Origin of the sequence: Candidatus Methanoperedens sp. (assembly GCA_027460525.1) — an archaeon.
In the GTDB taxonomy this organism is placed as follows: Archaea; Halobacteriota; Methanosarcinia; order Methanosarcinales; family Methanoperedenaceae; genus Methanoperedens.
Genome location: JAPZAS010000002.1, coordinates 1 through 14,416, shown reverse-complemented (window position 1 = coordinate 14,416; position 14,416 = coordinate 1). Strand labels below are relative to the sequence as shown.

The window sequence follows — 14,416 nt, the reverse complement described above, 5'->3', positions numbered from 1 at the left end:
GATGTTCAGCGACTATGCAGCTTTAATCGTATTATTGCCTGTAATTGGTTTTGTATTAACGCTTTTCCTGGGCAAGAAACTCCCTTCTGGCGGGGCTTATATTCCGATTGCGGCAATCCTTGGCTCGTTTATCATCTCGCTCGGGATTTTCCTTGAGATATACCCGGATAAGGTAATCCAGCAGTCCTGGAACTGGTTTTCGGGCATGAATCTTGGTATACTGATAGACCCACTTGCAATCGTAATGCTCCTGATGGTTTCATTCGTGAGCCTGCTCATCCACATCTATGCAGTGGGATACATGGCGCATGACCCTGCAAAGCCGCGTTACTTTGCCGAGACCTCATTATTTACAGCCGCAATGCTGAGCGTGGTTCTGTCAGACAACATCCTCCAGTTCTTCGTATCATGGGAGATTGTGGGGCTTTGCTCATTTCTCCTGATAGGTTTCTGGTACCACAAGCCCTCTGCTGCAGCCGCTGCAAAAAAGGCATTCCTTGTAACACGGGTGGGCGACGTGCTGTTCCTTGCAGGAATCGTGCTGCTCTATGTCAATATGAGCGAGATTATCACGGCGCATACCTTTGCACTTTCACCGGGCAGCTTCATCCTGCAGTTCAAGTCCATGTTTGAGGCAATACCACTGATCGACCCCAGACAATTGACCTATATCACTTTACTTTTCTTCGGCGGCGCGGTGGGAAAGAGCGGTCAATTCCCGTTGCACGGCTGGCTTCCCGATGCCATGGAAGGTCCGACTACTGTGTCCGCCCTGATTCACGCTGCAACGATGGTCACTGCGGGGGTGTATCTTGTTGCCAGAACATTCCCCATGTTTGCGGCTGCCCCAGATTCGCTTCTTGTTGTTGCATACATAGGCGGTTTCACGGCTCTCTTTGCTGCAACGATGGGACTTGTGATGAACGATATAAAAAGGGTGCTTGCCTATTCGACCGTGAGCCAGCTAGGGTATATGATGCTGGCTCTTGGCACTGCCGGAATCGCCATCGGTGCAAAAGCTGTCGGGATATCCATGTTCCACCTCATAAGCCATGCCTTCTTCAAGGCGCTGCTCTTCCTCTGCGCCGGAAGCGTGATCCACGCCATGGGTACAAACGATATTCGCGAGATGGGGGGACTGTTTGGCAAGATGAAGATTACTGCAACCACAATGTTGATAGCAGCACTGGCGCTTGCAGGAATCGGTATCCCGTTCATTAATATTGGAACGGCAGGTTTCTTCAGCAAGGATGCTATTATAGAAGGTGCGTTCGAATTTGGAGATAAAACCGGAAATTTTATTCCTTATAGTTTTGCCATCATAGCAGCCCTTCTTACCTCCATTTACATTTTCAGGCTGTGGTTCATGACCTTCACGGGAACACCCCGCTCTGAGCGGCAGCCCCATGAATCGCCGGACGTGATGACAAGACCGCTCATGATCCTTGCTGTGTTTGCGCTCTTCTTCGGTTTTTCGCAGACAGGATTTTACAATTATCTTGAGAAAAATTTTGAACTAATGAATGTGTTTGTCCCTGTTCATGAGGGTGAGGTTACGCCATCGTTAATAATAACGCTGCTTCCTGTAATTGTCGGGGTGCTCGGTCTTCTGATATCGTATGCGATCTACTATAAGAAAATGCTGGACATGAGTAAGCTTGTACCATCGCACAACCCCCTGTATAAACTTCTGACAAACAGATATTATGAACCCCGGATCTCGGCAGACATAATAGGCGTGAAACTGACACACGGCGTTGCTGCACGGTCAGGTGAGTTCGTGGACAGGAAGATAATCGACGGGCTTGTTATAGATAATGTCATCAGCAACTCGTTGATCAAACTTGGTGAAGTTGCAAGGAAAATACAGACGGGCGTGGTTCAGAATTACGCCTCGATAACATTGCTGGGAATAGGTTTGCTAATAATTTTGCTTAAGCTCGGAGGCGTTTAAATGGCTTTGATTTCATTGATGATCGCGATCCCATTAATCGGGGCGATAATCACATTTTTGACAAGAACACGGCAGCAGGCGCGTGCCATAGCGCTTCTGAGTTCGGGAACATCACTTTTGATATCGTTGTTTTTACTTTCGCGATTTTCAAGCAGTATTTCAGACCCCCAGTTTTTGGAGTCGACTCCCTGGATTGCCACTCTCGGGGTAAGCCTGAAATTCGGTCTTGACGGCATCGGGCTTCCGCTTGTGCTTTTGTCCAATATAGTCATCCCTCTCACCGTTGTATTTGCATGGGGAGAGACAAAACAGCCAAACCAGTTCTATGGTTTGATACTCCTTGAGCAGGTCGGCGTGCTTGGGGTTTTCACATCCCTGGACTTCTTTGTATTCTACATATTCTGGGAAGTCGTGCTTATACCGATGTACTTCCTCATCAGCATCTGGGGAGGACCAAGAAAGGACTATGCTGCAATCAAGTTCTTCATATACACGCATGTGGCGAGCCTCGTGATGCTGCTTGCCATCTTTTCACTCTACTTCAATGCATGGCAGATCTCGGGCACCCCCAGCTTTGACATGTTTACCCTGTTGAAATACTACTCTGTGATAGGCTCCCCGATTCTGAAGGATGGGATATTCCTTGCACTCCTCTTTGGTTTTATCGTGAAGATGCCTGCTGTGCCTTTCCATACCTGGCTTCCGGATGCACATGTGGAAGCGCCAACCGCAGGCAGCGTCATACTTGCCGCACTGCTGCTCAAGATGGGAGGCTATGGTCTTTTCAGGGTAATACTTCCAATACTTCCATATTCAGGCTCGCCAGCGAAATTAATAACCTTAATGGCGATAATCGGTGTCCTGAGCATACTCTATGGTACGTTCCTGGCGCTGGCGCAGCGCGACCTCAAGAAGATGGTGGCTTACTCAAGTATCAGCCACATGGGTTATGTGATGCTTGGCGCCGCAGCCCTTATCCCGCTCTCGGTAAGCGGAGCGATGTTCCAGCAGTTCTCGCACGGTCTCATTACCGCCGTGCTGTTCATGTCATGCGGCGTGATCCAGCATAGCGCAGGTACAAGGATAATCGGCGACCTTGGCGGGATTGCGAAGCACATGCCAAAGCTCGCTTTCCTGATGATGGCGGGATTCCTTGCCTCGCTTGGATTACCGGCGATGAGCGGGTTCGTAGCTGAATTCCTCATACTTGTTAATTCGTATTTCACATTGCCCACGTTCGTGATACTGGCGCTCTTCGGCATCGTGTTCACGGCAGGGTATCATCTCTGGGCAATGCAGAGGGCGGTATTCGGCACTTACAACGAAAAACTCGGGCATATCCACGATGGCGCCAGCTACGAGATAGCAGCCATGGCTGTACTTGTGCTGCTGATAATATTCTTCGGGCTCAACCCCAACCCGGTGCTTAACATGATGACCACCAATGCAAAACATCTTGTGGAATTTGCCGCAGGGCTAAAAGGAGTGATAATATGAGCTATGCTTTGCTTGTTCCCGAAATACTGCTCACAATACTGGCGCTGGTAATCATTCTGTTTGGTCTTTTGATGAGCGATAAGTCCAAGAACATGCTTGGATACCTGAGCGCTGCAGGTATTCTGGTTTCGATTATATCTATACTTGGAATAAAAGGAACCGGGAGCTTTTTCTATAATTCGCTGGTAATCGACCCACTATCCCAGATCTTTAAATTGATATTCCTGGTAGTTTCATTGCTTGCAGTGATTGCTTCTGTCAGTTATTTCAAGGACAACCGGCACCAGGATGAGTATTATGCCCTTCTTCTCCTTGCCATAGTGGGGATGATGGTTGTGGCTTCTGCCAATGACCTTGTTACGTTGTTCGTGGGATTTGAACTTGCAAGCATGTCGACTTATGTATTGGCAGGTTTTGAGAAAAAGAACCCGGCATCCCTTGAAGCTGCATTGAAATATTTCATAATAGGTTCGCTTTCCTCGGCGCTCCTTTTATTCGGCATGTCGCTTGTGTACGGCATAACAGGCTCTACAAACATTCCTGTAATCATCGAGTTCTTCAAGACAAATCCTCTTTTAGCTGCAGGTTCGCTCGGTATAATTGCAATAATCTTCTTGATTGCAGGATTTGGTTTCAAGATGGCCCTTGTTCCATTCCATATGTGGGCTCCGGATACATACGAAGGCTCACCCACGGTGGTTTCATCGCTGCTTGCGGCAGGCTCAAAGAAGATGGGATTTGTTGCAGCCTTCAGGGTACTTGTACTGTTCGCCGTGGCAGTGCTCCCGCTGCGGCTGGATATCCAGATGGCTTTCGCAGTTCTTGCGGTAATCACCATGACCTACGGCAATATCGTGGCAATCTCGCAGCGAAGCATCAAGCGCATGCTTGCATATTCATCGATAGCGCAGGCTGGCTACATAGCCCTTGCATTCGTGGTCATAACACCGATGTCCATAGCAGGAGGCGTGCTGCTTGCCCTCGGTCATGCCCTGATGAAAGGCGGCGCGTTTATTGCAGTCGCTGTGGTGGGATATATGGTGTTATCAGACAATAAGGATGCAAAGAACACGGATGACCTTGAGAATTTCGCAGGGCTTGGGAAACGCGCGCCGATAACGGCATTTTCCCTGCTTGTATTCATGCTGGCTCTGGCGGGTATTCCGCCATCGGCAGGCTTCATAGGAAAATTCGTATTGTTCTATTCGGTCATAATCGAGGCTGTTGCTCAGGCAAGCTCGTGGCTTCTTTTAATAGTGATAATAGCCATATTGAACAGCGCGCTCTCGATTTATTACTATGCCAGGGTGATAAGGTACATGTATGTGCTTCCTCCGACTGGAGAAAAGATAAAAGAGCCTGCGCCTTACGTAATTGCTCTCGTGCTTGCTGTGATAGGGACTATCGGGATAGGGATTTACCCCGAGCCGTTTATCGAGATGGCGATGAATGCGGCTCATGTTTTAGGAGTGTGAGTTATGGCTGACTGCGACCTCTGCGGCGTGGCAAGACCAACGCTTTGCCCTGTGAAAGTGAACGACAGGAGCGTTTCGGCTGCATATCCCACAGGTACGTGGAGGGGAATCAATGAAGAATGCCTTGCGAACTGTCATGAGGCAAACCTTAACAGAGTACCCGTAGACGGGAAGAAATGCGACCTCTGCGGCTTGAAAAACGTTCAATTATTCCAGGTGAAAATCCAGGTACCTATTTTCCAGGAACCCTACCACAGGGAAGTCGATAAGGCTGTCTGCGAAGCCTGTCTTCAGGCATGCGAGGATACGATAAAGAGACAGGAAGCTGAGAAGGAAGAGGGGCAGCATCATTGAGTACTGTGAATAAAAATGCTTATTAACCGCTTTCAAATGGCAATAAGGCAAACCACAACCTGAGCAACCTTCCCTCCGACCCCGCAACTCACTTGAGTTTACTTTTACGCGCTAGCACATTGTGGCTACAGAAAGCATATATAAACTAAAAACCAAAATAAACATCATGGAAATAGCTCCAAGAATCAGCGTGGACGAAAAAGTACGGTTTGGCAAACCTGTGATAACAGGGACACGTATTCCAATAGACCTTATCGTAGGCAAACTTGCAGGAGGAATGACCTACAAAGAGGTCATGGACGAGTACGAAATCACACATGAGGATATTCTTGCAGTACTCAATTACGCTGCCAAGGCGTTATCCGGTGAAAGGATAAAAGCGGTAGCATAGAATGCCGAGATTTGTGATTGACGAGGATATGCCTCGCTCAACAGGGAAAATTCTTAGAGAGCTCGGATATGATGTTAAGGACATCAGAGACTATGGGCTTCGCGGCGCAGCAGATGAAGAAATATATGCGTTTGCACAAAAAGAAGAGGCGGCTGTTCTTACAGGCGACAGGGATTTTGGTAACATTCTGAGGTTCCCACTTGGCGAGCACTTTGGGATTGTTATATCTCACTTTCCAAATGAAATGCCGACTGCTGAGATAAACAATTTTCTTCTTAAGAGCTTGAAAGATTTATCTGAAGATGATTTCAAGGGTAATGTGATTATTATAGAGCCAACGAAAGTACGAATCAGAAGGAGCGACTCAAGAGTTTAAATTAACAGGGAAATAGCTGCGGGGGAAACACCTGTACCAATTCAGGACTCGGCAGTTAAGTCCGCTCACTCTCTGCATTGTTTTAGATGGGCGAAATCTCGGGAAGGATGGAAAGATGATATGCTCACTTATCTAGTTGTATATCAATACCTATCCAATAATTTATGACAACCAATGTAGTACAAGTTGCCCGGCGAAAAGAACACGATGCGCTCTGGGAAAAAGTCAGGAACGCAAAAGAGTGGAAAAAGCGTTTCGGGACAAGCGCCGAAAGCGCCATAGAAGAACTCAGGGGAGGAGGATTCCTCGAAAAGCTTAAACCAGATGCGCTGGAAAAAGAACAGCATGGATGAGCTTGAAGAGCGCATCACGGTCCGATATGACCACTGGCGGTCTGGGCGATAACTTTACAGTTATTTCCGGGTTATTTTTTTTGCGGCTGATATACAAGTAGAACATTGCCTGAACTAAACGTCTTTGTTTTCAAAAGTTTAAGATTAATCCTGTCCTTGATGTCTTTAAATAAGTGCAGCACCTTGGTCTGTGCGGACTGCACATATTCTTCCGACCCCAATATCTCATAATCAGGTTGACAAGCAGGGGGTCATGAAGGCTGAAGCAGGCGTTTTCAAGAGCTGCTCTTGGCGTGAAGATAATGAATTTTGGGACAGTGGCATTTATCCAGAAGTCCTTTTAGAAATTATAACAGCCAAAAAGCAGATTTGCCCCCCCAAATAGGGGGATTAGACACTAACCTTAATACTTCGCCAACACAAGTTATATGCCATTGCAGGCAAGTTCAAGTTCACCATGTGGAACTCGTCTGGTCTCAAGCCCATGGAAGGAAATAAAGTCATCCAAAAGCAATGAAACTGCTTCTGGGATTTTACATTTTAATTCATGCTCTGACTAACTTTTTGATGTCAAACAAAGGTATGTGATATTCTTTTGATACATCAAGTTCGGCTTTCATTAAGGCTTCATGTTGGTTTATACCGCTATGCATGAATGCTTTCTTTCTCTTTGAGATAGCGGATAATACTTCGAATATGTCCATTTTCCTAGCCTCCTTATAATCATATACTATTTCTATAAATATAAAACTATTTCATAACTAATAATAATTAAAATTTTTAATTTTGCGGAGCCTCATAGATACTATTGTGACTTGTTACAATAGGTAGGATCATTGTTCAACAAATAGATTTTTTAGATTAAGGGCCATATAATTATATAGTAAAATATCTTATTATTATGTAGGGGTTTTAAGCTATGGAGAAAATCAATATTGGTACGAATACTTTTGTGTATCCGAATCCTGTGACGTTATTGGGTGCTAATGTTGAAGGAAGGGCTAACTTCATGCCACTTGGCTGGGTATCGAGGGTCAATGCGGATCCTCCATTTTTAGGAGTTGGTGTTAACAAAGTCCATCATACCTTACGAGGCATTTTTGAAAATAAAACTTTCAGCGTTAACTTTCCCCGTGCAGATATGGTTGAAGCTACAGATTACTGTGGACTTGTCTCAGGGAAAACAACAGACAAATCAAAAGTCTTCGAAATATTTTATGGGGAGCTTAAAACGGCTCCCATGATCACAGAATGTTCATTGAGTCTTGAGTGCAAACTTGTTGACAGAGTAGACCTTCAAACAAACATTTTTTTCATCGGTGAAATTATCGCTTCCTTCACTGAAGAAAAATATCTGACGGAAGGTAAGCTTGACATTAGAAAAATGAATCCTCTTCTCTTAACCATGCCAGATAATTGTTTTTGGAAGGTTGGCGACTATGTTGGAAAAGCCTGGAATATAGGCAACAAATTCAAAAAAGAAAAGCGTTAAATGCTAAAAATTGACTATATTAAGATAAAGAAAAAGTGGAGGTACTATTCATGGTTAAAACTATTAATGCAGTGAGAACTGAGCCGAAGAAAATCTTGATTGTCGTAGCAAATCCGTCAGTAGCCACTACAACAAAATTTTCTGTAGGTTTCTGGGCATCTGAATTGACCCACGCTTACAGGGAGTTTACCCACAGAGGATATGAGGTTACAATCGCAAGCCCGAAAGGGGGAAAAGTCCAGGTGGATACATTGAGCGACCCAAGGGATGAAAGCGGATATTCAAAAGATGATAAGACCAGTCTGGAATACTTTGAGAATCCCGAATTTGTAAAGATTCTGGAAAATACTCCTAAAATAACAGATTTCTCGGCTGCTGATTTTGATGCTATCGTTGTTGTAGGCGGCCAGTCTCCCATGTTTACATTTAAAGAAGAGATAGGATTGCAGAGGAAATTCAAGGAGTTCTATGACAGTGGCAAGCTATCGGCTGCATTATGCCATGGAACATCTTTACTGCTGTATCTCAAGAATAACAAAGGAGTTCCCCTAATAAAAGGTAAAAAGATGACCGGCTTCACCAATGAAGAAGAGGACTTTGTTGACAAGACAGTTGGGCAAAAGGTTATGCCTTTCAGGATAGAGGACGTAGCAAATAAACTGGGAGCAAATTTTGTAAAAGCGGAGGCATTTAAACCCTATGCGGTCAGGGATCGCAACTTAATAACTGGCCAACAACAGAACTCAGGGAAGGCAACAGCTGAATTGGTTATAAAAGCGTTGGAGGAATGAAAAATGGAAGAAACAATTTTGGTTACAGGCGCCACCGGCACAGTTGGAATTGAGCTTGTCGAACAATTAAAAAATAAGGCTAATGTGAGAGCTTGCTATCATTCACGAAAGCCAGATGTCGATGGTGTTGAGTGGGTGGAATTAGATTATTCAAAACCCAAAACAATAGAAGCAGCTTTCAAAAATATTGACAGTGCCTTCTTATTGACTCCATTTTCTGACAAAACAGTTGAATTTACAAAAATACTTGTAAAATATGCAAGAATGGCAGATCTAAATAATATAGTCCGATCGTCTGCAATGGGTGCAGATAAGGTTGCCCCTCATAATATCGGAAGATGGCATTGGCAAGCCGAGCAACTTATTAAAGAATCGGGAATTTCGTATACCATAATAAGACCGGCATTTTTCATGCAGAATTTCATTAATTCGTATGGCCAAACCATAAGAGAACAAAACAGCATTTATAGCTCAGCCGGGAATGGCAAAGCCGGATTTATTGATGCGCGTGACGTGGCATCGGTTGCAGTTGAGGTTCTGACATGCAAAGGACATGAGAATAAAATATATGAATTAACTGGGCCAGAAGCTATTTCCTACGCTGAAGCAGCAGGGATATTGACAGAAGTTCTTGGGAGAAAGATAAATTATATAGATTTATCTGAAGAAAAAGCTCGCAAGAGTTTTGAGAAATCTGGATTACCGGAATGGATGATCGAGGCATTGCTAGGTTTGGCTATTTTCATAAAAAATGGGCATGCAGCTAAATTGACTCATGATGTGGAAAAGATCACCGGTACAAAACCAAGAACTTTTAAACAATTTATCAAGGATCATGCCTCTGCCTTTTGAATCCACAGCGCACCGCTGGGGCGAGGAGATTTATTTCGATATACCGCTTGACCTAAAGCTTGAAAATGGTAAAGAAGTGCTTGATGTGGGAGATATTGCCTACTGGCCGCCTGGCAAAAATATGTGCATCTTCTTTGGTCCCACGCCTTCAAGCAAGGGCGGCGAGGTCAGGGCATACAGCGCCGTAAGCGTATTCGGTAAGGTAATAGGAGATGCAAGGATTTTCAGAACCGTGAAGGAAGGAGAAGGGATTAGAGTCGAAGCTATAAATTAACTACGTATTTTCTAAGAAATGGAATACGGTTCTGCAAGCTTATAGGCGCCCTCATGCTTGCGCTGCCTGAGGATGCGGCGAGAGGTGTGCTTGAGGGCATCAGAAGGCAGCAGTGGGAATTCAGCCAGTATACGGGGAGAGGGGAAGTCAAGTGATTGTGGCGAGGATAATTCTCAGGTCTTAAGAGTTTTATATTATAAGATTGCGGTAGGAGGAAAGTGAAGAAAAATGGCAGGATATACAGAACACGATAAAATAGCAGAAATGGCAGGAATACCATCTGTCATATCCGAAGAGATTAATCGATTCATGGATGATATGAATCCTCCAAAGGAATTTGAAGATCACAATACTGAAAGAAAGATCTTCGTGTGCGGGCACTTGAATGTATCAATCAGGACCTTGATGGCAAGTGAAAAGTTAAAAGATAGGGGAAAAAAGGAATGGGTACAAAAAGAAGACCTGAAATGGCTGCAAGCAACGCGAAAAGAATATATCAGGTGCTACTATCTGCATCTTGCTGTCGATAATATTTGGGAGAATAAGGATCGGATAAAGGTTGGTAAAGAGACTATTTATAAATGCATAAATAGCTGGGGCAAAGATCGTGCTGTTGTTGTTCCGGGAACAGAACCTTATCTGAGAGATGTATTGGGATTTTTGAGAAATAATTCCGAGAAAATCAGACGGATCGTTTTTTCTGATATTGAATGAACGGAACCATACCTGGTAGCAGGTGACCAGCCAGCAAATAACATCAAAAACACATTTATCCTTGTAAAATATACACAACCTCTATGGCCAATGACCTTAAAAATATAAAAGAGGAACTTCAGGAAATCCAGGATCCTGAAAAAGCTAAAATTTTATTAAAATTCTTCAAGACAGGAAAAGGCCAATATGGCGAAGGTGATATCTTTCTTGGAATTAAAGTTCCCGAGCAGCGTAAGATAGGGAAAAAATATACCAGTATTCCATTAGATGATATCGGCCAGTTGCTGAAAAGTAATATCCATGAATTTAGATTTACTTCCTTATTGATTTTGGTTCTTAAGTACAAGAAAGAGGACTTTAATGGAAAGAAGGAAATCGTCGATTTTTATTTGAGTCATATGGAAAACATAAATAATTGGGATCTGGTTGACAGCTCAGCACCTTATATTTTGGGGGATTTTCTGCTGGATAAAGACAAATCGATTTTATACAGATTGGCAAAATCAGATAATCTGTGGGAGCGAAGAACAGCAATACTTTCCACATTTACATTCATAAAAAACAATAAATTTGAAGAGGCATTAAATATTGCGGAAATTCTTTTATTCGACAAACATGACCTGATTCACAAAGCAGTGGGTTGGATGTTAAGAGAAATAGGCAAAAGGGATGACAGGACAGAAGAAGAATTTCTGGAAAAACACCATCGAAAAATGCCAAGAACTATGCTGAGATATGCTATAGAGAAATTTGATAGTAATAGGAAAAAAGCCTATTTGAATGGCAATATTTAGCATCTTTCTTAGAGAAAGTGTATATATAGGGATATTAAAAACTGAAGTTATACTGAGCTAATCGGTTAAGGAAAGTTATTATAGAACGTGAAGTGCACGGGTGATGCATGTCCTCATGGAATACATCGGTGTACATCAACCCATGATCTTTGTAATCCATGTCCCGTTTTTCGTTGATATTTCAGAGACGCAGGGATTAGAAGCCCCTGAACCTCACAACTTCCTGTATAGGCCGCCTGGGACTCCTGAACTTATTCTGGGGATGCTGCGCATCGCTGCAGCCAAGTGCAATTCCAATTATGATTGAAAGGCCATCAGGGATCTCCAGCTCTTTTCGGATCAGGTCTGGATAAGATGCCAGAATATAAGCAGGGATCGTGCCTACTCCATACTGCTGCGCCGCCAGCATAACGCTCTGAGCCAGCATACCGATATCAAATATTGACCAGGGTGTGAGGGTGCGATCCATGCACAGGTATATGACCGCCGGCGCCCCGAAAAACCTATAGTTTGTCTCGAAGATCGCCTGCCTTGCAGCTTTATCATCTCGCCCTATACCTGCAGTTTTAAAACGCTCCTCTCCGAGCTCTTCCATGCGTTTTTGCATGGCTGGAGGCCACTGTTGCGGCCTCGGTAGATCCGATCTGCCGGGTACATCTTTATGGTAATTCTCTAAATAGGCATTGCGCAGCCTGTTCAAAACCTCCCCGCCGGCAACGAATATTTCCCATGGCTGTGTATTGGCCCATGAGGGTGCTCGGGTTGCTGCTTCCAGGATCCTGGTGATGGTTTCCTTATCGACTGAATCGGGTTTAAAAGCCCGGGTGCTATAACGGGAATACAGTGCATCCGTAACATCCATAAAATTCACCTCTTTATTAGTTGCCGGCAGGAAAGCCGGAGAATTTCTGTAATGACAATTATTGAATTAATTCTCATATTATCCTTTCGCTTAAAAGTTTCGCTCTTCCCGGCAATCCATCAGATTGTATAAGTTATCAATCCCTTCGCTCCTGGAATTACAATATGTACCAATCGATTCATGTTTCAAAGATATTTCTTTAAGAACTGCAAGGCTTTTTCCCAGGCATCCTCCGCTGCTTCTTTGTTATATGTTGTCACACTCAATGTTGCACATATCTTCCCTCCGAATGCCTGTGGCAATCCCCTAACCGAATCATTAGCTCATCCTGGAGGTCTGTAAGACTTTAACGAGTTTATCGTATTCTTCCCTGGTTAGCGTCTCTCACCTGTTGTATTGATATTTCCTACTTGTACAGCCCGATTGAATTGAAAATGCAAGTTCAATAGAGATTTAGTGAGGTGCTAATTCCTTAGCGTACGTAGAAATCATTGCGATACCATTATTACCCATACTCATGTATGTCTCACTTACATTGAATATCATTTTATTCGATAGTGAGGATGTCGAGAAAAAGAATATGCAAAATCTGAGATGAGACTATGCTATTTAGAAAAATGAATAAAGTGGAATCTGGTCTCTCTATACTGGGCTTCGGATGCATGCGCCTGCCAGTAACAAAAGATGGAAACATCGATGAAAACCAGGCTACTGATATGCTCAGGTATGCCATAGATCATGGCGTGAACTACGTTGACACTGCCTATCCATACCATAATGGGAAGAGCGAGCCTTTCCTTGGTCGTGCACTTCAGGGAGAATATCGCGAGAAGGTGAACCTGGCTACCAAGCTTCCCAGCTGGCTGATCAAATCACGTGCTGATATGGATCGTTATCTTGATGAGCAGCTCAAGCGGTTACAGACAGATCATATCGATTTTTACTTGGTCCACGGACTCATGAAACCATTCTGGGAAAATCTCAGTACATTGGGTGTTACCGACTTCTTGGATAGTGCCATTGCCGATGGAAGAATTAAGTATGCAGGTTTCTCATTCCACGACGAGCTGGCATTATTTAAGGAGATTGTAGATGCATATGATTGGACGTTCTGCCAGATCCAATACAATTTCATGGATGAGCAGAATCAAGCTGGAACAGAGGGCCTCAGGTATGCAGCTGACCATGGACTTGGAATTGTGATCATGGAGCCTCTGCGCGGCGGTATGCTCACCAAGGACATTCCTTCCATCAACAACATTTGGAAAAAGGCTCCTATCCGGAGAAGCCTTCCAGAATGGGCCCTGCGGTGGGTATGGAATCATCCTGAAGTGACAGTGGTTTTATCCGGCATGTCTTCCTTCGAACAGGTTGAGCAAAACATCGGATATGCAAAGAGTGGTCTTCCTAACTCGCTTTCTCAAGAGGAACTTAGCTTATTTAAAGAGGTGGAGATCGAGTATAAGAAGCGCATCAAGATTCCATGCACAGGCTGCAGATACTGTATGCCATGTCCATCCAACGTTAGCATCCCTGAGTGTTTTGAGATGTACAATCAAGGCTGCATGTTCGATGCGCCTGACGCTGCCAGCCTCCAATACGATATTGTATTGAGTGGTTTTTTAACCGGAAGCCCTGGATTCGCATCCCAATGCCAGGAATGCGGGGAATGCGAGGAGAAGTGTCCACAGGGCATACCAATTCGAGAATACCTCAAGAAGGTTGCAGCCTACTTCGGAAAGTGATTACTTCGCAAAGACTCACATCGGGTTGCTCTGCACTCCTCAAGGTTCATGCCTCGATCCAGGAGGGCTGGTCAGTGAGTAACTTACCAGGGAAGACGGTATTGAGGATTACCTGGTGAATAGTTTCAAGCCGGCGGTCATCAGCAGACTAGCTGAGAAGTTGCATGTTCCTGTGGAAAAAGATGAGCTGCCCCAGAGGATAACTTTCAAGATCGCTGTTATGATCCAGCAGTTCAAGAACAAGAAGCCGGGGAGCAGATAGGTGTGGAGAGGACAGTTGTCAGCTCTTAAGACAAAATCAAATCATTCACTTCTTATTTTCTTAAGCAGCCATGCCATATTCTCTCCGAGATTCTTCATGTTCCGGATTCCTTCTTCGTCTTTATCAACATCCCCAATTTCTCTTCCCATGCCCATGTTCCAGTAACTTGAACCCGGGACGATCATCTGATTGATATGGAAGAAATGATTGATCGAGTCAAAAGCATGTAT

Annotated in this window: 19 protein-coding genes; 16 read left to right on the top strand and 3 right to left on the bottom strand. The window is 44.3% G+C overall.

Translation table 11 applies throughout. The features are described 5' to 3' along the window. Nucleotide 1 precedes the first annotated feature (1 nt). From nuoL to O8C68_00260, 8 genes are all read left to right on the top strand, one after another. On the top strand, nucleotides 2-1,954 hold the full coding sequence (gene nuoL, locus O8C68_00295; protein ID MCZ7394242.1) for an NADH-quinone oxidoreductase subunit L: 1,953 nt from the start codon (nucleotides 2-4) through the stop codon (nucleotides 1,952-1,954). Continuing rightward, a complete protein-coding gene (locus O8C68_00290) occupies nucleotides 1,955-3,451 on the top strand; it encodes a NuoM family protein (GenBank protein ID MCZ7394241.1) in 1,497 nt (498 codons plus the stop codon). Further along, nucleotides 3,448-4,926 carry an NADH-quinone oxidoreductase subunit N gene (locus O8C68_00285; GenBank protein MCZ7394240.1) on the top strand — a complete coding sequence of 493 codons (1,479 nt, stop codon included), beginning with the start codon at nucleotides 3,448-3,450 and terminating at the stop codon, nucleotides 4,924-4,926. Before O8C68_00290 ends, O8C68_00285 begins: the two co-directional genes overlap by 4 nt. 3 nt (nucleotides 4,927-4,929) lie before the next feature. Further along, on the top strand, nucleotides 4,930-5,280 hold the full coding sequence (fpoO, locus tag O8C68_00280) for a F420H2 dehydrogenase subunit FpoO (GenBank protein ID MCZ7394239.1): 351 nt from the start codon (nucleotides 4,930-4,932) through the stop codon (nucleotides 5,278-5,280). 166 nt (nucleotides 5,281-5,446) lie between these two features. Next, complete coding sequence (locus O8C68_00275) at nucleotides 5,447-5,671, top strand: DUF433 domain-containing protein (protein MCZ7394238.1); 225 nt, start codon at nucleotides 5,447-5,449, stop codon at nucleotides 5,669-5,671. Nucleotide 5,672: 1 nt separating this feature from the next. Continuing rightward, nucleotides 5,673-6,047 carry a DUF5615 family PIN-like protein gene (locus O8C68_00270; protein ID MCZ7394237.1) on the top strand — a complete coding sequence of 125 codons (375 nt, stop codon included), beginning with the start codon at nucleotides 5,673-5,675 and terminating at the stop codon, nucleotides 6,045-6,047. A 164-nt stretch (nucleotides 6,048-6,211) separates the two neighbouring features. Then, nucleotides 6,212-6,400 (top strand): hypothetical protein, encoded by a 189-nt coding sequence (locus O8C68_00265; protein ID MCZ7394236.1) that lies wholly within the window; start codon nucleotides 6,212-6,214, stop codon nucleotides 6,398-6,400. 253 nt (nucleotides 6,401-6,653) lie between these two features. Next, entirely contained in the window at nucleotides 6,654-6,785 is a 132-nt protein-coding gene (locus O8C68_00260; protein MCZ7394235.1) for a hypothetical protein, read from the top strand. A gap of 160 nt (nucleotides 6,786-6,945) precedes the next feature. On the opposite strand, the gene O8C68_00255 is transcribed toward O8C68_00260, so the two are convergent. After that, nucleotides 6,946-7,104, bottom strand: coding sequence for a hypothetical protein (locus O8C68_00255; GenBank protein MCZ7394234.1), 159 nt, complete (start codon nucleotides 7,102-7,104; stop codon nucleotides 6,946-6,948). A gap of 215 nt (nucleotides 7,105-7,319) precedes the next feature. On the opposite strand from O8C68_00255, the gene O8C68_00250 reads away from it, so the two are divergent. The 6 genes from O8C68_00250 (at nucleotide 7,320) to O8C68_00225 (ending at nucleotide 11,317) form a co-directional block, all read left to right on the top strand. Continuing rightward, complete coding sequence (locus tag O8C68_00250) at nucleotides 7,320-7,892, top strand: flavin reductase family protein (protein ID MCZ7394233.1); 573 nt, start codon at nucleotides 7,320-7,322, stop codon at nucleotides 7,890-7,892. 50 nt (nucleotides 7,893-7,942) lie between these two features. Further along, nucleotides 7,943-8,683, top strand: coding sequence for a type 1 glutamine amidotransferase domain-containing protein (locus O8C68_00245; GenBank protein MCZ7394232.1), 741 nt, complete (start codon nucleotides 7,943-7,945; stop codon nucleotides 8,681-8,683). A gap of 3 nt (nucleotides 8,684-8,686) precedes the next feature. Next, nucleotides 8,687-9,535 (top strand): SDR family oxidoreductase, encoded by an 849-nt coding sequence (locus O8C68_00240; GenBank protein ID MCZ7394231.1) that lies wholly within the window; start codon nucleotides 8,687-8,689, stop codon nucleotides 9,533-9,535. Then, nucleotides 9,519-9,809, top strand: coding sequence for a cyclophilin-like fold protein (locus tag O8C68_00235; protein ID MCZ7394230.1), 291 nt, complete (start codon nucleotides 9,519-9,521; stop codon nucleotides 9,807-9,809). The genes O8C68_00240 and O8C68_00235 overlap by 17 nt, the downstream gene beginning before the upstream one ends. 228 nt (nucleotides 9,810-10,037) lie before the next feature. Then, the gene (locus O8C68_00230) at nucleotides 10,038-10,523 is read left to right on the top strand and encodes a hypothetical protein (protein MCZ7394229.1); all 486 of its coding nucleotides are present in this window, start codon (nucleotides 10,038-10,040) and stop codon (nucleotides 10,521-10,523) included. 83 nt (nucleotides 10,524-10,606) lie between these two features. Beyond that, nucleotides 10,607-11,317, top strand: a complete 711-nt coding sequence (locus tag O8C68_00225) for a DNA alkylation repair protein (protein ID MCZ7394228.1) — start codon at nucleotides 10,607-10,609, stop codon at nucleotides 11,315-11,317. Nucleotides 11,318-11,513: 196 nt separating this feature from the next. Here O8C68_00225 and O8C68_00220 read toward each other — a convergent pair whose 3' ends face one another. Next, on the bottom strand, nucleotides 11,514-12,179 hold the full coding sequence (locus O8C68_00220; protein ID MCZ7394227.1) for a nitroreductase: 666 nt from the start codon (nucleotides 12,177-12,179) through the stop codon (nucleotides 11,514-11,516). Nucleotides 12,180-12,781: 602 nt separating this feature from the next. Here O8C68_00220 and O8C68_00215 point away from each other — a divergent pair. Both O8C68_00215 and O8C68_00210 read left to right on the top strand, forming a co-directional pair. After that, a complete protein-coding gene (locus tag O8C68_00215) occupies nucleotides 12,782-13,924 on the top strand; it encodes an aldo/keto reductase (protein MCZ7394226.1) in 1,143 nt (380 codons plus the stop codon). A gap of 115 nt (nucleotides 13,925-14,039) precedes the next feature. Continuing rightward, nucleotides 14,040-14,186: a hypothetical protein gene (locus O8C68_00210; protein ID MCZ7394225.1), complete on the top strand. Its 147-nt coding sequence runs from the start codon at nucleotides 14,040-14,042 to the stop codon at nucleotides 14,184-14,186. A gap of 41 nt (nucleotides 14,187-14,227) precedes the next feature. On the opposite strand, the gene O8C68_00205 is transcribed toward O8C68_00210, so the two are convergent. Further along, nucleotides 14,228-14,416 (bottom strand): flavodoxin family protein (locus tag O8C68_00205; protein MCZ7394224.1); only part of this gene is annotated, 189 nt, incomplete at its 5' end.